This is a genomic window from Stenotrophomonas sp. Iso1 (assembly GCF_027497995.1).
In the GTDB taxonomy this organism is placed as follows: domain Bacteria; phylum Pseudomonadota; class Gammaproteobacteria; order Xanthomonadales; family Xanthomonadaceae; genus Stenotrophomonas.
In genome coordinates this window covers 398,978-421,131 of record NZ_JAODBT010000002.1, presented here as the reverse complement: position 1 = coordinate 421,131, position 22,154 = coordinate 398,978, and the positions used below count along the sequence as shown (strand labels likewise).

The 22,154-nt window shown below is 63.0% G+C and carries 19 protein-coding genes and 1 pseudogene; 6 read left to right on the top strand and 14 right to left on the bottom strand.

The window, feature by feature from the left end; all coding sequences use genetic code 11:
- Positions 1-206: 206 nt before the first annotated feature.
- Entirely contained in the window at positions 207-2,213 is a 2,007-nt protein-coding gene (locus tag PAN08_RS10845) for a M13 family metallopeptidase (RefSeq protein WP_269791526.1), read from the top strand.
- Between the two features lie 169 nt (positions 2,214-2,382).
- Here PAN08_RS10845 and PAN08_RS10840 read toward each other — a convergent pair whose 3' ends face one another.
- The 7 genes from PAN08_RS10840 to PAN08_RS10810 form a co-directional block, all read right to left on the bottom strand.
- A complete protein-coding gene (locus PAN08_RS10840; RefSeq protein ID WP_269791525.1) occupies positions 2,383-3,027 on the bottom strand; it encodes a rhomboid family intramembrane serine protease in 645 nt (214 codons plus the stop codon).
- A gap of 42 nt (positions 3,028-3,069) precedes the next feature.
- Positions 3,070-3,429, bottom strand: coding sequence for an MGMT family protein (locus PAN08_RS10835; protein WP_269791524.1), 360 nt, complete (start codon positions 3,427-3,429; stop codon positions 3,070-3,072).
- Complete coding sequence (locus PAN08_RS10830) at positions 3,426-4,367, bottom strand: DMT family transporter (RefSeq protein WP_269791523.1); 942 nt, start codon at positions 4,365-4,367, stop codon at positions 3,426-3,428. Before PAN08_RS10830 ends, PAN08_RS10835 begins: the two co-directional genes overlap by 4 nt.
- 299 nt (positions 4,368-4,666) lie before the next feature.
- Complete coding sequence (gene gorA / locus PAN08_RS10825; RefSeq protein ID WP_269791522.1) at positions 4,667-6,019, bottom strand: glutathione-disulfide reductase; 1,353 nt, start codon at positions 6,017-6,019, stop codon at positions 4,667-4,669.
- Positions 6,016-7,266: an FAD-dependent oxidoreductase gene (locus PAN08_RS10820; protein WP_269791521.1), complete on the bottom strand. Its 1,251-nt coding sequence runs from the start codon at positions 7,264-7,266 to the stop codon at positions 6,016-6,018. Before PAN08_RS10820 ends, gorA begins: the two co-directional genes overlap by 4 nt.
- 28 nt (positions 7,267-7,294) lie before the next feature.
- Positions 7,295-8,491 carry a DUF418 domain-containing protein gene (locus PAN08_RS10815; RefSeq protein WP_269791520.1) on the bottom strand — a complete coding sequence of 399 codons (1,197 nt, stop codon included), beginning with the start codon at positions 8,489-8,491 and terminating at the stop codon, positions 7,295-7,297.
- A gap of 195 nt (positions 8,492-8,686) precedes the next feature.
- Positions 8,687-9,166 (bottom strand): peptidylprolyl isomerase, encoded by a 480-nt coding sequence (locus tag PAN08_RS10810; RefSeq protein ID WP_269791519.1) that lies wholly within the window; start codon positions 9,164-9,166, stop codon positions 8,687-8,689.
- A gap of 46 nt (positions 9,167-9,212) precedes the next feature.
- Here PAN08_RS10810 and PAN08_RS10805 point away from each other — a divergent pair.
- The 3 genes and pseudogenes from PAN08_RS10805 (at position 9,213) to PAN08_RS10795 (ending at position 12,191) form a co-directional block, all read left to right on the top strand.
- Positions 9,213-9,804: pseudogene (locus tag PAN08_RS10805) on the top strand (C40 family peptidase).
- Between the two features lie 105 nt (positions 9,805-9,909).
- On the top strand, positions 9,910-10,656 hold the full coding sequence (locus PAN08_RS10800) for a C40 family peptidase (protein ID WP_269791518.1): 747 nt from the start codon (positions 9,910-9,912) through the stop codon (positions 10,654-10,656).
- 194 nt (positions 10,657-10,850) lie between these two features.
- Positions 10,851-12,191: a sigma-54 dependent transcriptional regulator gene (locus PAN08_RS10795; RefSeq protein ID WP_269791517.1), complete on the top strand. Its 1,341-nt coding sequence runs from the start codon at positions 10,851-10,853 to the stop codon at positions 12,189-12,191.
- A gap of 158 nt (positions 12,192-12,349) precedes the next feature.
- Here PAN08_RS10795 and PAN08_RS10790 read toward each other — a convergent pair whose 3' ends face one another.
- The 7 genes from PAN08_RS10790 to PAN08_RS10760 all read right to left on the bottom strand — a co-directional run bounded on the left by PAN08_RS10790 (position 12,350) and on the right by PAN08_RS10760 (position 19,755).
- Entirely contained in the window at positions 12,350-13,675 is a 1,326-nt protein-coding gene (locus PAN08_RS10790; RefSeq protein WP_269791516.1) for a hypothetical protein, read from the bottom strand.
- A gap of 53 nt (positions 13,676-13,728) precedes the next feature.
- A complete protein-coding gene (locus PAN08_RS10785) occupies positions 13,729-14,502 on the bottom strand; it encodes a hypothetical protein (protein ID WP_269791515.1) in 774 nt (257 codons plus the stop codon).
- Positions 14,503-14,514: 12 nt separating this feature from the next.
- Positions 14,515-15,216, bottom strand: coding sequence for a C39 family peptidase (locus tag PAN08_RS10780; RefSeq protein ID WP_269791514.1), 702 nt, complete (start codon positions 15,214-15,216; stop codon positions 14,515-14,517).
- 150 nt (positions 15,217-15,366) lie between these two features.
- Complete coding sequence (locus tag PAN08_RS10775; protein ID WP_269791513.1) at positions 15,367-16,821, bottom strand: adhesin; 1,455 nt, start codon at positions 16,819-16,821, stop codon at positions 15,367-15,369.
- 47 nt (positions 16,822-16,868) lie between these two features.
- Positions 16,869-17,492: a hypothetical protein gene (locus PAN08_RS10770; RefSeq protein ID WP_269791903.1), complete on the bottom strand. Its 624-nt coding sequence runs from the start codon at positions 17,490-17,492 to the stop codon at positions 16,869-16,871.
- An 11-nt stretch (positions 17,493-17,503) separates the two neighbouring features.
- Complete coding sequence (locus PAN08_RS10765; RefSeq protein ID WP_269791512.1) at positions 17,504-18,040, bottom strand: hypothetical protein; 537 nt, start codon at positions 18,038-18,040, stop codon at positions 17,504-17,506.
- A 392-nt stretch (positions 18,041-18,432) separates the two neighbouring features.
- Positions 18,433-19,755, bottom strand: coding sequence for a dicarboxylate/amino acid:cation symporter (locus PAN08_RS10760; RefSeq protein WP_269791511.1), 1,323 nt, complete (start codon positions 19,753-19,755; stop codon positions 18,433-18,435).
- 149 nt (positions 19,756-19,904) lie between these two features.
- On the opposite strand from PAN08_RS10760, the gene PAN08_RS10755 reads away from it, so the two are divergent.
- On the top strand, positions 19,905-21,608 hold the full coding sequence (locus PAN08_RS10755) for an alkaline phosphatase (RefSeq protein WP_269791510.1): 1,704 nt from the start codon (positions 19,905-19,907) through the stop codon (positions 21,606-21,608).
- Positions 21,605-22,144 (top strand): WG repeat-containing protein, encoded by a 540-nt coding sequence (locus tag PAN08_RS10750; protein ID WP_269791509.1) that lies wholly within the window; start codon positions 21,605-21,607, stop codon positions 22,142-22,144. The genes PAN08_RS10755 and PAN08_RS10750 overlap by 4 nt, the downstream gene beginning before the upstream one ends.
- Positions 22,145-22,154: the final 10 nt, after the last annotated feature.

The following is a 22,154-nucleotide window of genomic DNA, read 5'->3' as shown; positions in this document are numbered from 1 at the left end:
AGCAAGAAGGCCCGGCATTGCCGGGCCTTCCTCTTTCCGGCTTTCTGTAGGAGCGGCCCAGGCCGCGAAGCTGCCTGTATTCGCAGCCGCACGACAAAGGTCGCTCCGAGGGGCCTGATCCGCAAAACCGCGACCGTGCCCCGGCGCCAAGCGCCCATCGGCTTGGTAAACTCCGCCCACTTTGTCCTTCTGCGGATATGCACTACATGCCTACCCTTCGCCCGCTGTCCCTCGCCCTGGCTTTCAGCCTGGTGGCCGTCCTGTCCACGAACGATGCCCAGGCGGCGCGCAAGAAGTCCTCGGCACGGGCGCCAGCGGTAAGCGCGGCCTGCACCGATTTCTACGAGCTGACCAACGGCAACTGGCTCAAGGCCAACCCGGTTCCGCAGACCGGTGCGGTCACTGCACTGAGCCAGTTGGCCGACAACGCCCGCAATCAGCAGCGCCAGCTGCTGGACCGTTCGATGAACAGCCCGCAGGGCAACGTGCAGAAGCTGCTCGGCGACTTCTGGGCCAGCGGCCTGGATGAAGCGGCGGTGGAAGCCGATGGCTCCAAGCCGATCGCCCCGCTGCTGACCCGCATCGATGCAATCAAGAAGGCCAAGGACATCCCGGCCTCGATCGCAGCGCTGCACCAGGTTGGCATTCCGGTGGCTTTCAATTTCGCCCCGGACGTGGACCTGAGGGCACTGGATCGCCACATCGGCTATTTCATGCAGGGCGGCACCGGCCTGCCCGACCCGGCGTTCTACACCCGCACCGATGCCGATACCGTCGCATTGATGGGCCGTTACCGTGCGTATGTGAAGCAGATTCTCGCCCTGACCGGCACCCCGGCCGACAAACTCGACGCCGAGTCGGCATTGGTCATCCAGTTGGAAACCGAACTGGCGCGCAGCGCGCATTCGGTAGCCGACATCAACAATCCGTTCAACAACTACGCGCCGGTCCCGACCAAGGACCTCAGCCGCTACCGCAGCCTGCAACTGGACGCCTTCCTCAAAGCGCAGGGCGTCAATGACGACCTGGTCTCGTTGGCTGACCCGGCGCTGTTCCAGCAGCTCAACGCCATGGTCACGCGCCTGCCGGCAGCCCAGTGGAAGGCCTACCTGCGCTGGCGCGTGGGCGACTCGATGGCGCCGTACCTGTCCAAGGCCTACCGCGATGCCGAGTTCGAATTCCGTGGCCGCGTGCTGCGTGGTCAGACCATCGCCCCGGCACGCACCGACGTGGTGCTCGACGCCATCAACATTGCCGCCGGCCCGATGGTGGGACACGAGTACGCCAACACCTACCTCCCGCGTGACCTGCGCCGTCAGGCCGGCGTGATGGTCGACCAGATCCGCGAGGCACAGATTGCCGCGATCAAGCGCAGCACCTGGCTGAGCCCCGAAGCCCAGGCCGAAGCCGAAGCCAAGCTGGCCGCGATGAAGATCGAAATCGGCACCCCGCTGCGTGACCTGGATTACACCGTGCAGCCGATGGGCCGTGGCAGCTTCGGCGGCAACATGCTGATCGCTTCCACGTGGCGCCACGCGCAGGAAATGAAGCGCATCGGCAAGGGCAACGCCGACCGCCGCTGGGACGTGCTGCCGCAGCAGCCAGCTATCAGCTACGACATCGCGCAGAACCGTTTGATCGTCACTGCCGCTGCGCTGCAGGGCCCGATCTTCGCCGAGTCGGCCAGCAGCGCCGAGAAGTTCGGCGCGTTCGGTGGCTTGGTCGCGCACGAAGTCAGCCGCGCCGTTGACGCCAAGGGCGCCATGATCGACGCCAAGGGTGAGCTGCGCAGCTGGTGGACGCCAGCCGACAAGAGCGCATGGACGCTGCTGGGCAACCGTGTTGCCGCGCAGTACAGCGGCTATGCCTTCCCGGGCGTGAAGGATGCCAAGGTCAACGGCGAACTGACCCGCGACGAGAACATGGCCGACATCTCCGGCGTGGAAATCGCATGGGAAGCTTTCAGCGCCACCCAGGCCAATGCCTCCGCGGCCGACAAGCAGTCGTTCTTCAAGGGCTGGACCGCACTGTGGGCCCAGCAGCTGTCGCCGAACGATGCCGTGCAGCGCCTGGCCTCGGACGTCCGTGCACCGGGCCGCTGGCGTGCAAACGCCCCGCTGTCCAATCTGCCGGCCTTCGGCGCAACCTTCACCTGCAAGCCGGGCCAGCCGATGCAGCGCACCGATGCCGATCAGATCAAGATCTGGCGTTGAGGCAGGCGTGAGTGAAGAGGGCTACGAAGTGAGTAAGCGCTGCGACATGAGCGGCGCTTGAGCACTGTAGAAACAAGCTCTTTCTTCAAACAGCAAAAAGGCGCCGCAAGGCGCCTTTTTGCTGTCTGTTGTTTTCGGTCATCTGCAACTAAGACGTCAAAACCTGCGCTTACTTCACCCGACGCAGATGCGGGCCGCGCTTGTTGAACGGCGGTTGCCCGCGCCAATAACGGATCAGCAACCAGCCGAACAGCATGCCGCCCAAGTGCGCGAAGTGCGCCACGCCGGGCTGCCAGCCGGTGAACCCCAGCAGCAGCTCAATGGCACCGAACACGATGACGAAGGTGCGTGCCTTCATCGGGATGGGGGGAAACAGCAGCATTACGCGCTGGTTCGGGAACAGCATGCCGAACGCCAGCAACAGGCCGAACACGCCGCCGGACGCACCCAGCACCGGGTTGAACTCGCCAAACAGCGAAGCCACCACCAATTGGCATACGCCAGCGCCAACCACACAGACCATGTAATAGGTAAGGAAGCGCTTCTCGCCCCAAGTCATCTCCAGCGGCGCGCCAAACATGAAAAGCGCCAGCATGTTGAAGAACAAGTGACCAAAGCCGCCATGCAGGAAGCCGTACGTCAGCAACTGCCACGGCTCGAAGCCGGGCGAGTCCAGGAAGGCTTCCTGCGAGCCCAACGGCCACAACACCAGTAGATTGAAAATGCCTGTGGTCTGCGGCAACTGCTGCAGCAGGAACAGGGCGACGTTGGCAATCAACAACGTCTGGGTGATCTTGGGCAAACGCGGGAACATGGCGGCATCCGGGAGAACTCCTGCCCATGATAGCCGCAGCGGCTAGCCCGGCCCCCAGATCGCTTCATCCAGCGTGCGTGGCGGTTTGGCCCGCTTCACCCGGCCGTTCTCCACGGCCACCCCCTCGGCGCGCAGACGCTGACTCTGCTCGCGCCAACCGCGCGAGCCTTCAGGCATGGCGATGCGCCCATCCGAGCGCAGCACCCGGTGCCACGGCAACTCCGGGTCATCATTGCTGCCCAGCAGCCGCGCCACCAGCCGCGCGCGGCCCGGTAAACCGGCCTTGGCCGCTACTTCGCCATAGCCCAACACTTGACCGCGCGGAATGGCGCGGATCGTTTCAAGAATGCGGACATGGCCCGCGGTCGGATCGCCAGCAGCGGCAGCCGGTATCTCGCTCACCGCTTCTTCGCTATGCCGCTGCCGACCAGCAGCACGCCCGCCAGCACCAGCACGGTGCCTGCGCTCTGCCACGGGCCCATCGGTTCGTCGAGCAGCCATACGCTCAGCACAATGGTGGAAACCGGCCCCAGCATACTCACCTGCGCTGCCAGCGACGAGCCAATGCGCTTGACCCCGACCATGATCGCAAGCACCGGCAACACGGTGCAGACCGTCCCGTTGAGCAGCGACAGCCAATACACCTGCGGCGCATAGGTCCACAACGCACTCACCGGTTGCAACAACAGGTACTGGCCGATGCACAACACACAGGCCACCATGCTGGCGTAGGCCGTCAGCCGTACCGCACCGATACGCGCCACCACCTGCCCGCTGCCGAACAGATAGACCGCGTAGCTGAGCGCACTGGCAAACACCAAGGCTGAGCCGGTCAGCGTGCGCTGGCCATCGAGCTGGATGTCGTGCCCGAACGCCAGCAGCACGCCGAGATAGCTCACCAGCAAGGCTGCCACCTGCATGCGTGTGGGCCGTTGTTTGAGCATCACCAGCGCGATCAGCACCACAAGGGTTGGGCTGAGATAAAGAATCAATCGCTCCAACGTCGCGCTGATGTACTGCAGCCCGAGGAAGTCGAGATAGCTGGAGAGGTAATAACCGCTGAAACCCAGCAGCACTACTCGCCCCATATCCCCGCGTGACAACGGCTGCGCGCGTCGCGCCGCCCACATGCCCATGACGATGAAGAACGGGAACGCGACCATCATCCGCAGCGCCAGCAATGCAGTGGCATCGGCGCCGTGACGATAGGCCAGCTTGACGATCACCGCCTTGCCGGAAGCAGCAATGGCGCCCGTGCCGGCCAACAGCAGGCCATTGATCAGCAAGCGACGGGAGCTGGTGGGTAGCGTTGTACCGGTGGGCCGGAGTGGAACGTTCATCGGCGAAGGGGATCGCGGGGGGTGCGTATTATCGGCGATGCGCTGCAGGGAGCGGGAATACCTGCGGCAGCAATGGGTAAGGGGAGAAGAAGGCCAGTCGCTGAAAACCTCCCACCCCAGTCCGTCGCTTGGCGTTGCGGGAGGAAGGAATCTGGAGAAATGACACCGCAGCATTGCCCGCGATTGCATGAGCCAACTCCATCCTTGCGCGACGCGCAGGAATGGAAAGAGGGGCGATGCCGTAGCGCCATAGTTGCTTGGCTCGGCTTCAGCCCTCTCACCGTCTCGCTCAAGTCTCCTTAACGCATCAACACCACTTCTTCGGCCGAAGTGGGATGAATCGCCACGGTGTCTTCCATCTGCCTGCGGGTGACCCCCGCCTTCATGGCCACCGCAAAACCCTGCAGGATCTCGTCGGCGCCTTCACCCAACAGATGGATGCCCACCACTTTTTCGTCATCGCCCGCGCAGACCATTTTGAATACCGTGCGCACGTCACCATCTCCCAGCGCCTGCAGCATGGGCCGGAAACGGCTGTGATACGTGGTCACTTTGTCGAAACGCTTACGCGCTTCTTCTTCGCTCAATCCCACAGTGCCGAATGGCGGGTGCGCAAATACCACGCTGGGCACGTTGTCGTAGTCGAGCCGGGCATCGGCCTGGCCGCCGTACAGCCTATCCATCAAGCGACGTGCCGCAGCGATGGCCACCGGCGTCAACGTCACCCGGCCAGTGACATCACCCACCGCAAAGACGCTCGGCACGGAGGTGTTCTGGTAAGCATCCACCTCAATGGCGCCCTTCTCGCTCAGCACCACGCCCACCTGCTCCAGGCCAAGCGCATGCGTGTTCGGCGCGCGCCCGGTAGCGAACAATACGTTGTCGAATACAACATGCTCCGGCCCGTTCTGCAGCACCGCGCGCACGCGGCCATACTGGCGCTCCAGCGCTTTTACTTCACAGCCGAAATGCAGCTCCACGCCCTGCAGGCGCAGGTTCTCGGCCAATTGCTCGGACACCTCCGCATCAAAATGGCCCAGCAGGCGCTGGCCGCGCACCAGCAACGCCACCGTGCTGCCCAGTGCGCGCAATACGCCCGCCAGCTCCACGGCAATGTAGCCACCGCCAATGATCGCCACGCGCGCCGGGCGCGACTGCAAGGCAAAGAAGTCGTCAGACACGCCGCCCAGTTCCGCGCCTGGAATACCTGGCTTCAACGGATGCGCACCGGTGGCGATGATGATGTGCTGGGCACGCAGTTGGGTACCGTCATCGCACTCCACCGTATGCGCATCCAGCAGACGGCCACGACGACTGATGCGGGCCACGCCGGTTTCGTCCAGACGCTTCTGGTAGCTGGCATGAATATTGGCGATATAGCCCTGCCGCCGTTGTACCAGCTGCGCCCAATCCAGCGCCGGCTCAGCGGGCACGTCAAAGCCCATGCGTGACGCCAGACCAATCCGCTCGGCAAGATCTGCTGCAAGCCACATGGCTTTCTTCGGCACGCAGCCCACGTTGACGCAGGTGCCGCCCAGTGGCGAAGGCTCCAGCATCGCGACTTTGGCACCGTGCCCTGCGGCGCGAAATGCCGCCGCCAACCCACCGGAGCCACCGCCGATCACCACGACATCGTAAGCATCGGCACTCATTGGAAACGCTCCGCGCGATAGGGCGCAGGATCAATGGCAGGTGCCCGCCCGGTAATCAAATCAGCCATCAGTTGTCCACTCCCACTGCTCATGCTGATGCCGAGCATGCCATGCCCGGCCGCTAGCCAGACGTGAGCATGCCGGGGCGAACGCCCCAATATGGGCATGTCATCCCATGTCATCGGCCGCCAGCCGTACCAGCGTTGATGCCTGGTCTCGCCCAGCGGCTGGCGCAGATACAGATGCGCCGCCTGCTCCAACGCCTGCAGGCGGGTTTCATTCATGCGGCTGTCGTGCCCGGAGAATTCCATCGTCCCGCCAAGACGCATCTGCCCCTTCCAGGCGATCGCGAATACCGAGCGGTCCTTCAACACCACGGGGCGGCTCGGCACCTGCATCGGCTGACTGCTGGTGATCGAATATCCCTTGCCGGCCTGGATCGGCATGCGCAGGCCCACACTGCGCACCAACTGCGGCGACCATGCGCCAGCAGCGAGGACAAGCTCAGCCGCACGGCGCTCCCCCTTCGCGGTCTGCACGCGCACGCCGCGCACCTGCGGTTCAAACGACAGCAGCGCACAGTGTTCTTCGATCACCACGCCGCGCGCACGCAATACCCGGCCAAGTTCGGCGGTGTAACGATCCGGCCGCAGGCTGGCATCCCCGGGGAAGCGGATCGCGCCGACGATGCCTTCATTGAATGCAGGCTCCTGCCGCAGATAGTCGATACCGTCGATCACCTGCGTGGCGATGCCCAATGATTGCAATGCCTCGCATTCAAGCGCGTGTCGTTCGAAGTTGGCCTGTTCGCGGAACACGTAATCCAGGCCCTTTTCGGCGAATTCACAGTCGAGCCGGTAGTGACGCACCCAACCACTCAAACGCTGCCGCGAGTCGTTCAACAAGGCCGCGCGGCCTTGCGTGCTCTGCAACCAATCATGCTGATTGCAGCGGGCGACAAAGCGCGCCAGCCAACGCCACAGCGCCGGATCAAAACGTGGCGGGATATACAGCGGCGCCTGCGGTGACAGCATCCAACGCAGCGCGCGCATTGGCACGCCGGGCGCGGCCAAGGGTGGCGCATGACTGGGCGTAATGGTGCCGCAGTTACCGTGCGACGTTGCGCCGCCGAGACGACCGGCATCCAGCACGCGCACTTGTCGCCCAGCTTCGGAAAGGGCCAATGCAGTGGCCAAGCCGGTGGCACCGGCGCCAATGATCAGGACGTCGTCTTGGGGGCAATTCACCCGCTAATTCTATTCCGCAGCCCACGGACTAACGACGCAATGGTGGCAACTGCAAGTAAGTGATCGCACGCCACAACCACTCCATCGGGCCGAAGCGGAAGTACTTCAGCCAGCACTGACTGAGCAGCACCTGCAGGGCAAACAAGGCAACCGCAAACAGCAGCTGCCACGCACGTCCCATCTGCTCAAACCAGCCCAGCCCGTAGCCATAGAACACCAACGTGCACACCAGTGATTGAGCCAGGTAATTGCTCAACGCCATCCGCCCTGCGGGCGCCAGCCATCGCAGATGCGCGCTCCAGTGCACGCCCCACGCCAGATAACCCAGGCACATCAAAAGGCCAGCTACCGCATTCAAGGCGTAAGTACCGGTCGAACGCAGGTCAAAACGCCCAGGGGCGATATAAGGCAACCACCAAACGCTGAGTAGCATCAGCGCCAGACCCAACGGCAATGCCCCCCAACGCAGTGTTTTGAACAGCCGGGGATGCTCGCTCGGATGGGCAATGGCGCCGCTACGTGCAAACCACGCGCCAATCAAAAACATGCCCAGCACCTGCGGCCCTACCACCAGCAATGCGCCCAGCGTCGTACCGAAGTCGCGCAACCGCTGCAGCACCGCCACGCCGTAACTGCCGTGTCCATAGGCTTGGCGTTGCGCTTCAATCGAAGCCAATGCGGTGCTGGTCTGCTTGGCAACTTCTTCGTCAGGCAGCAGCGACATCACCGCACCTAGCAACAGAATCAAAACGGCAGCGGCCAGATAAGCCGCCGTGCCCAATGCCGGCAACCAGCTGCGCGGTGCCTCGCGAAAAGCCAGTAACACGAAAGACAACAGCGCGTAGGCCACCAGGATGTCACCGGCCCACAGCAGCACCATATGCAGCACGCCGATCAACAATAGGCCCAGGCTGCGGCGTAGATAGAAGCGGGTGAAGTCGCGCCCGGCAGCTTCGGCACGCTGGGCCATCACCGCGAAGCCCACCCCGAACAGCAACGAGAAAAGCGTGAAAAATTTGCCCTGTACAAAGATGTAGACGAAACCATCGGCCCAGCGGTCCAACCCTTGCCAATGCGCGTCGATGCCGGTGAAAGACATATCCAGCGGCCCAGCAAAGGCCTCGATGTTCATCAGCAAGATGCCGAGCAGCGCCAGGCCACGCAGGATGTCCAGCGTGGCGATGCGCTCATTCGATGTGACGGGCTGGAAAACGGGAGTGGACAAGGTAGACACGCTCTGGCGGCAAGTGCGCGATTAAAACACGCCCTCCGCCGCATCGCGGCAGCGCCAAGCCATGCCCGGCAGAAACACTACCGAACCAGCCTCGACGCGGCATCGCTGCGCGCTACCGTCGTTCCCTTCAAACGCAAACGGCCCGCACAAGGCGGGCCGTTTGCTGCATCGCTGCCGGTGCGGCAATCAGTGCTGGTGACCGCCGTCACCGTGCACGTGGCCGTGCTGCACTTCTTCTTCGCTGGCTTCGCGCACTTCGATGATTTCCACGTCGAAATGCAGATCCTTGCCGGCCATCGGGTGGTTCAGGTCAACGTCGACCACGGTCATGCCAACCTTTTGGACCGTAACGGCGCGCGGGCCGAAGTTGGTCTGCAGGATTACCTGGTTGCCCGGCACCAGGCGGGTGGTACCGAAATGCTTCTTCGGCACGCGCTGGGTCAAGCCCTCGCGGCGCTCGCCGTAGGCTTCGGTCGACTTCACGTCAACGCCGAAGCTCTCACCGGCTTCCTTGTCCATCATGGCCGCTTCCAGGCCCGGGATGATGTTGCCGTGGCCGATCAGGATCGCCAGCGGATCACGGTCCTTGGAGCTTTCGATCGGCTCCTGGCCGATTTCGGAAACGGTGTAGTGGAAACGGACGACGCGGTCTTTTTCGATCTTCATGCCTAACTCTGTCTGGTGGCTGCCCGGGGCAGACGTTGAGGCGGCCTTGCCGGCCGCCGAGGACGCCGCCATGATGACGGCCTTCTGAGGTGGCGCATTATCCGGGCTCCATGCACATCACGCCAGTTTTCCACTCCCGCACGTGGCAGTTGTCCGCCGCGCTCCTGATTACCACTGCCCTGGCTGGCTGCGGGCACAGCCCCAGCAAGTCGGCACCGCCGTCCGGCCACACCTACTCTCCTGTAGCGCCGGCCGACCCGGCCGCTGCCGCGTCGGTGCTGATGCGGGCACTAGGCTTGGTGGGCACGCCCTACCGGTATGGCGGCAACACGCCAGAATCCGGCTTCGACTGCAGCGGTCTGGTCACTTATGTGTACCGGGACATGCTGGCGCTGAACCTGCCACGCACCTCGCGGGAGCTGGCCGCCATCCAGGGGCCGAAGATCGCCACCGACCGCCTGACCGCTGGCGATCTGGTGTTTTTTGGCGACAAGGGCAACGTTTGGCATGTCGGGATTTACGTCGGCGAAGGCCGCTTTGTGCATGCCCCGAGCACCGGCGGAACCGTAAGGCTGGATTACCTAGATGGGCCTTACTGGCGCAACCATTACACAGGCGCCAAGCGTGTTTTGCGGTAAACCGTGAATTCGGTCACCGAAAATAACGAATAATTAACGAAATTTGTACCTATCCCCACGCTTCGCAGGGCATGATCGCCCATCGAATTTTATTGTGACTGCCGCGTGACGACTGAAAACACGTCCTACCCGGGTCAGCCGAAGACCGTTTCACCCTCCCTCCGCCGCCTGTTGTGCGCCGTGACACTGGCCGTCGCCAGCCTTCCGGCCTTCGCGCAAAGTGCTGCGGAAGCAGAGCCCGCTAGTAAGTCCGCACCTGTCCGCGTCGAGGCGCAGCGCAGCAAGGCTGACGCCGCCGCAACCGCGACGCTGGCTGCCCTGCTGCCGCACCTGGCCGCCAGCGACACCATTCCGCTGATGGACCGCTCGGCGATGTTTGCCGGCGACCTCAGCCGCCTGATTTCCGCTTATGACGCCTCCAAGGGCGTTTCCGCCGCCACCGAAGCCGCGCTCGCCAACGACGCTGACGGCAAGGTGCAATCGGTTCTGCGTCGCGCCATGACTCTGCTGGGCACGCCGTACCGTTGGGGCGGCACCTCGCCGGATGCCGGTTTCGACTGCAGCGGCCTGGTGGGTTATGTATTCCGCACTGCACTGGGCATCGAGCTTCCGCGCGTGTCCCGTGAGATGGCCAGCCAGGCCAGCTCCGAACTGATCCGCGACCGCTCGGCCCTGGCCGCTGGCGATCTGGTGTTCTTCGGCCGACGTGGCCGTGTCGACCATGTCGGCATCTACGTCGGTGAGGGCCGTTTCCTGCACGCCCCGAGCACCGGCAAAGACGTGCGTACCGATACCCTGCTCACCGGCTATTGGAGCGACAAGTTCATGCAGGCACGCCGCGTTCCGCTGTAAACCGGACGCAGGCAGTGCCGCCAAAGCCGTCGCCCTTCGGGTGGCGGCTTTTTTCGTGGGCGGAACAATGTCACCCGGCCGAATCAACCTTAATACGCGCCATGTCAAAATGTGCGCCAATTCACAATCGGATGTGATTGCACCCTTCTGAATCAGGGGTATATGGTTGCCACCGAACGCAAAGGTGACCACGCATGGCCGCAGCACCTGATTCGAGCAAACGTTGTGTTATCTGGTTCGGAAAACCGGGGGCGCGAGAAAAAGTGATGCTGGCTGCGGATGGCTGGCAAGTACGTGCGGTTCTACCCCAACAGCCCGCCGACATCGGCATGCGCGGCGGCGATATGGTGGTCGGCCTGATTGATTTCCGTTCCAGCTCAGACAACGAGCTTGAACGCATCAGCCAGCTCACCGCCGAGCACCGGCACATGCCGCTGTTTGCCCTCACTCCCTCCCCGGGTGAAGACGACACCCGTTTGTCGCACCCGTTGCTTGCTGCGTGTCGGCAGCAGTTTCCACATCCGCCGGATATCAAAGAACTGCTGCGGCTGTTGCAAGCGCTCGGCGATGCCCCGTTGGCACTGGCCCACGATGATGTGCTCGACACGCTGCTGGGCGAGAGCGATGTGATGTTGGTGATGCGCGCCACCTTGCGCAAGTTCGCGCCGGTCGATCTGCCGGTCTTGATCACCGGCGAAACCGGCACCGGCAAGGAAGTCGCCGCGCATGCATTGCACCGCCTGTCCTCGCGTCACGACAAACCCTTTCAGGCAGTGAATTGCGGCGCCATCCCGTCCACCCTGGTGCAGTCGGAACTGTTCGGCCATGAGCGCGGCGCCTTCACCGGTGCAACCACGCGCCGTCATGGCCTGTTTGAAACCGCGCACAACGGCACGGTGTTCCTGGATGAAATCGGCGACCTGCCGCTGGATGCACAGACCAGTCTGTTGCGAGTACTGCAGGAAGGGACCATCGAACGCGTCGGCAGCAATCAACCCATCCATGTCGACGTGCGCATCCTCGCCGCGACCCACGTGGATCTGGAACGCGCGGTGGACAAGGGCAGCTTCCGCCGCGACCTGTACTACCGCTTGAACGTACTGCGCCTTTCGATGCCGCCGCTGCGCAGCCGCGATGGTGATATTGAATTGTTGTCGCGGCATTTTCTGGCGGATTTTCGTAGCCGTCACCGTATTCGTGCGCGCGGTTACAGCAGTGAGGCCCGCCATGCGATGGAACGTTTTCAGTGGCCCGGCAACGTGCGCGAACTATTGAACCGGGTGCAGCGCGCGGCCATCACCGCCGAGGGCGAACTGATCACCTGCCTGGACCTGGAATTGAGCCAGGACGGCAATGGTGCCAGTCATGGGGAACTGAGCCATGCCCGTACCCATGCCGAACGTGAGACCTTGCTGTCGTGCCTGCAGCAGAGCCGCTACAACGTCAGTGCCTGCGCGCGAATGATGAAAGTGTCGCGCGTGACCATTTATCGAATGTGTCGCAAGCATCAATTGACACTGGAAGCGCTGCGCTGAAAAGCCACGCTGCGCTGGAGTGTCGAGGCTAAGCTAAGGTTTGGAAACGAAAGCAAAAGCAACTGCCCCTGCCGAACATGGCTCGGCATTAGCGGGGCAGTTGTTGCCTTCCGCTATCCCTCACACTTCATCCTCTGCGCGCACGCTTACTACTGCGCTCAAAGCATGTACGGCACCTTGAACGCCAGGCTGAAGTCAGGAGCATCCGGTGTCAGGCCGATGCCGAGCATGCTGACGAACGTCGCCTTCGAGGTGAGTGCGTAAGTCACGCCAAGATTCAGCGTGCCGGCATTTGCGTCGCTGCCGATCACTTTCATCCACCTGCCGTCCTTATAGCGGGTAGACGCACGTGCGCTGAGCTTGTCGCTGAAAGAGATGCTCAGGCTGGTGCGTTCGTTGAAGGCGAAGGCGATACCAGCGCCGAAGTAGTACGAGCCGCCCAGCTTCACCTCACCCGGATTGGTCGTGTCCGGGTTGGCATCAATGTCGTCAAAGCTGCGCTTGAACGAATGGATGTAACCCAGGTTTGCGAACAGGATCGCCGGGTCCGCCGTCTTCACCGCCGACAAGCCCAGGTTGGCCTGCCACATGCCGTTGCCCGTGGGCTGCTTGGCGGGCACCGCAAAACGGATGAAGTCGTCGTCGTCGCGTTCGATCACCTTCCAGTCCAGGCCATAGGGTTCGCGGCCCGTCGGTGCGGTGACGCCGCCGGTCAGTACGGTTTCCGGACGCCAGCCACGTTCGCTGAACAGTTTGTAGTTGGCACTGGCAGTCACATCACCAATGCCGGTGCCGTGGGTTTCCTCCTGTGCGATGGCGGCGGCCGAGCCGCCGGCGCCCCCCTTCTGATAAATGGTTTTGCGTGCGAGGTAGGGCACGTCCAGGTTCAAGGTCAGCCGTGGATTCAGGCCCCAGCGCGCAGCGAAGTTGTAGGTGACCGAATCGGACTCCACGTTCTCGATGGCGATGTTGCCCAGGAAGATCGCATCCAGCGCCAGGAAGCCGTTGAGCGTGAGCTGCTTGCGGTCATAGCGCGCGTAACTGACGCTGTTCTCCAGCGTAAGGCGACGGTTGAACAGTGCCGACTGCTGTTGTTTGACGTCATCCACGCTGCGTCGTGCAGCCTCTTTGGCTTCCTGCGCCTCGACGGCGCTGCTGGCATAGCCTTCGCCGGATCCCGCCGGCTTCTGCGCCGCCTGTGCCGCCTCGGCGGTGATCGCCGCTGCCTGCGGTGGCACCGGTGCCGGGGCCATGGCCTGCGCCGTCTTGCCACCTACTCGCGCCTGGATCGCCTGCACCTGCATATCCAGTTCGCGCAGCCGCCGCACTTCCTGCGCGTAGCTGGCCTTGAGCGCTTCCAACTGCGTCACCAACGCCCGCACATCTTCTTCATCACTGCTGTTGCTGGCCTTCGCCTCCTGCGCCGCCACTGAAGGCGAAACCACAGCCAGACTCACCAGCGCCGCCATCGCCAGTCGGTTCATTGTCGTGTTCCTCTGCGTTGTCCATGTCGATGCCCGTGCCGTGCACGGGCCGTTCACTGGCCACCCACCCCGCCAATCCCCCGATTGAGCGTGATGGCTTGCGCCACGTTCTGTGCCAGCGGCAAGTTGCCGCCCAACGATTGCCTGACCAGATCGATCTGCAGGCGGTTGCCCACCTGCTGACCGTCGGCCATCAACTGGATGCTCTGGCCCACGCTGCCACTGCGCATCCACTGCTGCACCGCCCCTTGGCCTTCCATGCGCAGCTGCAACTGCGCGGTGTTGCCGTCAAAGCTGGCCGTGGCACTGGCATCGCCCGCCAGTGCCGTGGCGGTGCTTGCTCCGCCTCCACTCCCCTGCCCCGGGATCACGCCGTCATTGCGTACGTTCAAATGCAGGACGTTGCTGGCCCGGTTGCCGTCGCCAGCAATCTGCACGCTCTGGCTCAGGCCGGAGACGTTCTGCAACCCACTGCCGTCAATGGCACGGCCACTGGCATCGGGCAGCGGTGCATTGGCCGCAGTGATGTTGACGCTCGGCGTAAAGGTGATTTTGGGTGTATTGCCCTTACTGAAATCCATGCCCAGCGTGAGTGCGCCCTGCAGGCTCTGGCCGTTGGCGGCCTGCCAGGTGGAAATCATGGTCACACCGAACCAGGCCACCGCGTTGCCACCGACGGTGTAGCGCCCGCGCATCAAGTTGAGTTCGGCATCGGGGATTTCATGCAGTCCCTTGCCCGGACGTGCTGTGCTTTCGTTTTCTCCGGCCTGGACGGGCAGCGCGAGTATCAGCGCAAGCACCAGCAGGCAGGGTTTGAAGTGGTTCATGACATTGCTCCTTCAGAACAGGTCGGCATGGGTAAACCCGAAGTCGACCAGTTCGGCATCGGTTATCGGCCCACGCCCCTGGCGTGCGGCCAGCGCTCGCGCGCTTGGTTTTTCACTGGGTTGCAGTAGTGCCGTGTTGCGGTCGAAGTCGCTGCCTATCACCACAAACACCGCGCGTGACGGCCATGCTTCGAGAAACTCTTTCAGTGGCACCAGCCGGTTGCCGAGGATCGGGTCGCCGATCTCGGCCATGTCGTCGCGCACCTGCTTGAGCACGACGAAGTGGCGGAAGCCGCGCACATCCATCAGCACCAGCCCTGGCACACGCAGGCTCGCCAAGCGATCTTCGTTGACGCGATAGCCACGTCCGCGCATGCCCAACGACTCGACGTAACGCTTGATATCCAGCAGCGAAAAGCCACGCTGGTGGACCAGTTCCGGATCAGCCACGCCCATCATCCCTTCGATCACCGTCGCCTCGTCGGTGTTCAAGTGGTAGGCATGTTTGAGAATGGTGGCCAATGCAGCAGCACCGCAGCTGTAATCGGTGTGCTGTCGCACCAGGTTGCGGAAACGACGCTCCTGCATGCTCTCTACCTGGCCGTTGTACAGCCCGCCATTGGGCAACACGCCACTGAAGGCGACGTCGCCGGCGTGCACCATCTGCGGTGCCATCAGCAATGCACAAGCCATGATCACGGTCTTGCGAAACATGAGAATCGCATCTCCCAAAACATCAGCAGGTGGGAGCCCCAGCTCCACGGGGGAGAGGAACAAGGGGCTCCCGGAATCACCCGGTCATTGGCGGATGACCGGGCTTGTTGCTCAGGACTGGAGCATCATCCAAGCGGATGACGTTTCCGGTTACGGAGTGGTTTCACCACCGCCACCACCGCCGCCGCCCGTGGAGGGCTGTGCAACCGCCAATGCCAGGCTGTTGGCCTGCAGGTTGCCAGTGCCCGAGGACACGTTGACGCCGATATTGCCGGAGGCGCTGGAGAACGCGCTGCCCGACAGGCTGGCGGTATTGGTCGCATCAACCGCGATCCAATCCACGTCGATCACATGGCCGCTCAAACTTGCGGTCAGATCGGCGGTACCCATTTCCGAGAAGCTCAGGTTGCCCTTCTCGTCGGTATCCCACGCCATGCCACCCACGCCCGGCTTGTTCGGGTTGGCTACAGCACCCTGGGTCTGGTTGTCCCAATCCGAGTGGCCTGTCTGGTCACCTGCCGGATGCGTGTCGCCTGCCCAGTTATCCGGGTAGAAGTTGGTCTTCTGGTAGGAGTTGCCGGTGCCGTTATAGGTGCCGGTACCGGTGCCCTTGGTGGTGCCGGCTACCTTGCCGCTCATGTTGATGGCATAGCTGTTCACGACATAGTCGTAGTAGCCATCGTTGTTCACCTCGTTACCCGAGGACACCTGGTTGGAGCTGATGCTCGAGGTTGCATAGGCGCTGGTGGCCACCGAAGCGGCCAGGGCGTTCTTCTGCTCGTTGTTGTTGCCCGAGGTGACGTTCACGCCGATGTTGCCGGCTGCCCCGGAGAAAGCGTTGCCGCCGATCCCTGCGGTGTTGGTCACACCGTAGTTCATGGTCGTGTTGTTCATGCCGCTCTGGTGTACGAACACTTCCGCATCGGCCATGCCGAAGCTGAAAGAAGCATCCGCAGCCGACAATGCAGCCGCATTGTCCTGGGCGTTGTTGTCGCCGGCGGCGACGTTGAAGCCCAGATTGCCCGAGGCATCAGAACCCACGTCATCGGCAATCGACGCGTCGTTCTGCAACAGGCCGTTTTCGGCATGGTTGTCGGAGATCGACTGACGGTTGTCGATGATGGCAATCGCGGCCGAGTCCAGGTTGATGTCACCGGTGATGGTCGGGTCACCGGAGAAGCTGACATCCGAACTCAGGCGCATGTCCTTTTCAAGATTCACATCGACGCCGTGGTTGTTCTTTTCCTTACGCTCGTCGGCACTGATGTTGGAGGTCTTGTTGACGTTCTCGGTGACGTCGCTGGACCAGGTGCTGGTGGTCTCGGTGTTGGTACGCGTATCGGTATTGCTACGCGTGTCGGAGTAACGCAGCCTGGCTGCAGCATCCAGCTTCAGGTCAATGTCGGTATCGACATTGGTGTTTACGTTGGTATTGACGTTGGTGTTGGCGTTCCAGTTATTGGTGGCGTTGTTGCGCGTTTCGGTCACGTTGTGCTGGTGATCGATGTTCGCGCTCACGTTCTGGTCGTCCGCCGCATTGGCCGCTGCACTGGTTGTCAGTGCGGTGACCGCCATAGCGAGTACTGTCCATTTATTCGCTTTCATGGTGCCCTCTTCAGATTTTCTGATGGATCGGGTGGATGGAACGTTGCTCACGGGGTGCCCTGCACGGAGATGCTGAATCTGTTCTCCGCTGCATTGCCTGATCCCGCGATCTGATTGAGTTGCAGCACACCGTCAAACCCGCGCATTGCGGATGCTTCCACGCCCACTTTTCGTGTGGCGCGTGGATCATTGGCAGCAGACTGCTCCCCCGCCGACGCGAGCGCAGCGGACGAAGCCATTGCTTCGTCACTTGCCTCGCGTATGCCCTGTGCGGCCAATGTCGCGGTCACGGAGTTCAATTCCGAGTTGCCGCCGCCACTGGCCTGATTGATCGATGCAATGCCACTGGCACCGGCCAATGCATTGCCTGCGATGCGGGCGCTGGCCTGCATCGGGTTGTTGAAGACATCTGAATTGCGCCGCTGCACTGAGGCCACGCTTGCGCTGGCATGCTGGCCACTGGCAAAGCTGTGCAGGTTGGCCTGCAGGTTCAGATCACCAGCGGCCTGGTTGACCAGAATCGCGCCATTGGCGCCGGCCAGCGCATTGCCGTCGATACGCGCGTCAGTGGACAGATACGACAACATGCCCGCATAGGGATCGGCCCTGGATTGCGCCAGCGCCGGCGTAGCCATTGCTACGCCCATGACCAGCCCGATGATCTGTGTCAGAAGGTGCCGGCTCATTTGCCACCCGGCCCTGCAGGTTGCCCCAGCGGGAACTGCGCCAATGCGCCACGCACCTGATCACCAATGCCGCGGGTCGCACCGCCCACCGCGCCCATTGGGCCGCCGATGCTGCGTGCGAGCTGGCCACCGGACAGCATTCCGCCGTCTCCGGTAACGCGTCCCAACGTGCCACCGACCATGCCGGAGGTGACACGTTCGACCGTGGTCTGGCCGTGCTGGCCGGCCACCGAATTACCTGCCAAACCGGACTCCATGGAAGCGTAGTCCGCATCGCTGAGCTCATCCATGCCACCGGCGCCCAATGCTGAGGCCAGTTCCTTGCGAGGCGACGGATCGGCAATCAACGCCATACCCGGCGGCTGCATGCGATACGCCGGCCGCGCCGAGACATCACGCAGCAACACGATCTCGCCCGGTTGCGCCTTTACACCCTGACGCGCCCCCGATGCCTGTACTGCCGAGCTGCTGGCCGCCACCAGCACCAAAGCGCCGATGAAGCCGGTGATGCGATTACTGATCCTGCTGTCCATTGCCTCGTCCAGGTGATCCGACGAGGGGACTAAGAGCAGCAACCGTGCCAACTCACTTTCTTCAATTAAAACAATGCAGTTAGCCTGACGAGCAGCCCGCTCAACTGTATCCCTGTCACAGCTGGCCGGCTGCGCGTGGGTACACACCGGCCGCCATTCACGGAACCACAGCACGCTGCAGTGCGGTTCTCCAGCCGGTGTATCAACCGTGTTACAGGCCCTTGTTACACCCTGCTACATCGGTGCAGAAAACAGCTCCCGCGTCATCGTTGAGTGCTGCTCTGCGTGGCACCACGCCCCGCTCAGCGAGGCACATCCTCAATTGGATGAGCAGAAAAAGACGAAGGCCGGCAAGCCGACCTTCGTTGGTATGTACTGCAATTTCGCCAGACTCACGTGCGGCTATCGCCACTCCCGACGCCGACAGTGCCTGCGGCGTCATAGACCTGCTGATCGAGCAGGCCGGTTTCCTTGGCCACGATCACCGGCACCACCATCTGCCCGGTCACGTTGGTCATGGTGCGCATCATGTCGAGGATGCGATCGATGGCGTACAGGTAACCAATCGCCTCCAAGGGAAGGTTCGCCGCGCTCAACACCACGGTGGCCATCACCACCGCCGTACCCGGCACGCCCGCCGTACCGAAGCTGCCCAGCACCGAGGCGATCAACACCACCACGTATTGCTCCGGGGTCAGCGGCACACCGGTGTATTGCGCGATGAACACCGCGCACAGCGCCGGGTAAATTGCACCACAGCCGTCCATTTTGATGCTGGCACCCAGCGGCACCGCAAACGAGGCGTAATCCTTGTTGACGCCGAGATTTTCGGTAATCGAACGCATCGCCACCGGCATCGCCGCAAAGCTTGACGAGGCCACAAACGCCACTTGCATACCCGGCGCCGCGCCACGGAAGAACTTGATCGGGTTAAGCCCGTGCGCCAGCAACAAGCCGCTGTAGACGATGACGATGTGCAATGCGCACGCCACGTACAGGGCCAACACGAAGTTGCCCAGCGGCAGCAGCTTCTCGAAACCGTAAGTACCCACCAGCCCCGCAATCAGGCCGAAGGTACCCAGCGGTGTCATCTCCAGCACGAAGCGGGTGACTTGGATCATGATTTCGCTGAGCTGGCCCACCAGCTTGCGCGCCTCGGTGACCTTCTCACCCAGCTTGACCATGGCAAAGCCAAGCAGGCCAGCGAAGAAGATCACCGGCAGGATCGAGCCGCGTCCAGCCGCCAGCACGGTTTCACCCGCGGCGTTGACCCGCGTGCCGATGCCCGCCAGCGCGTAGAACACATTCGACGGCACCACATCCATCAACACCCGCGCCACCGAGGGCACGTCGCGCGGGGTGTAGGCGCTGTCCATGCTCAGCTTCAGCCCACCAGTACCCGGCTGCATCACCGTGCCAACCGCCAGCCCGATGCCCACCGCCAGGGTGGCAGTGATGATGAACCACAGGAAGGTACGCCCGCCCAGCGCAGCCACCGACTTCTGGCCGTGCAACGAGCTGATGGCGTTGATGACCGCAAAGAACACCAGTGGCACCGCGATCATCTTGATCAAGGTGACGTAGATCTCGCCCAACGGGCCAAACCAGGTTTCAGCGGCCGGACCCAAGACCCAACCGGCCAGCGCGCCCAGCACAAAACCGCCCACCACACGCTGCCAGAAGGGAATCCGCAGCCAGGCAGATACCACGTTCATAAAGGGAATCCGGGAAACAAAATCGAGGGTGCCACGATAGCGCAAGGCTTGCCGCAGCACGATCCCGGCAGGGAAAAGCTGCGTGTCATATGCATGCCTTCCGGGCTTGCCCATAATGGCCGTCTGTCTTCACGCCGGTGTCACCAAAGATGCAAAAAACCACGTTCCTGTCAGCCGCCCTGTCCACTCTGCTACTCGGCGCCTGCGCCAGCACCGCGCCCCAGTCCTCCGGGAGCGCCTCGGCGATCATCGTGGACGTCCCCAAAGTGGCCCACCCGGAAGGTGAAACGCCGCAATGGTGGTATCGCGATGGTGCGGCTCGTGCAGCGGCCAATGGCGCCATGGCCGGCAAGGCCAAGAACGTGATTCTGTTCCTGGGCGACGGCATGAGCCTGACGACCGTGGCCGCCGCACGCATTCTGGAAGGCCAGCGCCAGGGCAATCCGGGCGAAGAGAACCTGCTGTCCTGGGAGCGTTTCCCGGCCACGGCATTCAGCAAGACCTATAACACCGATTCGCAGACCCCCGATTCAGCCGGCACCATGACGGCCATCACGACCGGCGTGAAGTCGCACATGGGCGCCATCGGCGTCAGCGCCGGCAGCCGCAGCAACTGCGCCGACAGCCTCAACAAGGAGTTGTTGACCTGGCTGCAACTGGCTGACAGCGCCGACATGGCCACCGGTATCGTTTCCACCGCGCGCCTGACCCACGCCACCCCGGCAGCGACCTACGCGCACTCGCCCGAGCGCAACTGGGAAAACGACACCGACCTGCCCGAGGCGGCCAAGGCTGCTGGCTGCGTGGATATCGCCCAGCAGTTGCTCTCCACTTCGCGCTACGGTCGCGGCCCGCTGGTCGCACTGGGCGGCGGTCGCGGCCAGTTCACCACCATCAACGAGCAGGACCCGGAGTACGCCGACAAGGTTGGGCTGCGCCTGGACGGCCGCAATCTGGTCGCCGAATGGCAGGCCGCCCATCCGCAGGGCGCCTATGCCTGGAACGCAGACCAGCTCAAAGCCGCCGCCAATGCACCGGCCCTGCTCGGCCTGTTCGAGCCGGACCACATGCAGTACGAGCAGGACCGCGCCAAGGACCGTGCCGGTGAGCCGTCGCTGGCCGAACTGACCCGCGCAGCCATCGCCAACCTGTCCCGGCACAAGGAAGGCTACGTACTGATGGTGGAAGGCGCGCGTATCGACCATGCCAACCACAGCGGCAATGCCGCCCGTGCACTGGGCGACACCATTGCCATGTCCGATGCAGTGAAGGCCGCTATGGACGCCACCTCGGCCGGCGACACGCTGATCATCGTCACCGCCGACCACTCGCATACGCTCAACTTCGTCGGCTACCCGGCACGTGGCAATGCCATCCTGGGCAAGGTCAAGGACAAGGGCGGCGAAGACGGCATGGGCGCGCTGGACTTGGCCCGCGACGGCATGGGCATGCCCTACACCACGCTCAGCTACGCCAATGGCCCCGGCTACACCGGCGCCACCAATCAGCAGCCGGCTGGCCCCAAGAAGTTCCCGCATGGCCCAAGCAGCTTTGAGGCGGCCAATGGCCGACCGGACCTGACCCACGTCGACACCGAGCACCCGGACTACATGCAGGAAGCCTTGGTGCCGTCCAAGAGCGAATCGCACGGCGGTGAGGATGTCGGCATCTGGGCACGCGGCCCCGGCAGCACGGCGGTACGCGGCACGATGGAACAGAACACCATCTACCACCTGATCGTGCAGGCCACCCCGCGTCTGCGTGACCGCCTGTGTGCGCTTGGCACCTGCGATGTCGCCGGAGTGCCGGTTGAACTGCCGCAACCCAAGCAGTTCGAACGCAAGGCGCAGTGACCTTCGCACGCCGGCCTATCGGTAGCTGGCCAGTGGCAGCCCTGCTGTCACTGGCATTGCTGCCGGGCATCGCCAGCGCAGGCGATGCCTGCCACCGCCGTGATACCTCGGATTTCGTGGTGCTGGAGGGCTGCCTACAGACCGCACCGGGTACGCTGACCATCTCGGCCGACGCACTGGCCCAGCTCAATTTCAATGAAGACGGGCTGGCTTCCCTCCAGGCGGGCGATCAGTACTACTACGTGCGCCGCGATGGCCGCTATCTGCCGGTCATCCTTTACGACAATGGCCCGGACTATTTTCAGGAAGGCCTGACCCGCTCCGTGATCAATGGCCGCCTTGGCTACTACGACACGCAGTTGCAACCTGCCTTCAGCGCCCGCTTCAGCTGGGGCTGGCCATTCGAGAAGGGAATCGCGCAGGTCTGCGAGAACTGTCACCCCGGCACACCCGATGCGAGCGGCCATACCTCGATGATCGGCGGCCAACATTTCCGCATTGACCGCCAAGGCAAGCGCCTGCCAGACCCACGATGACCCCCTGCCT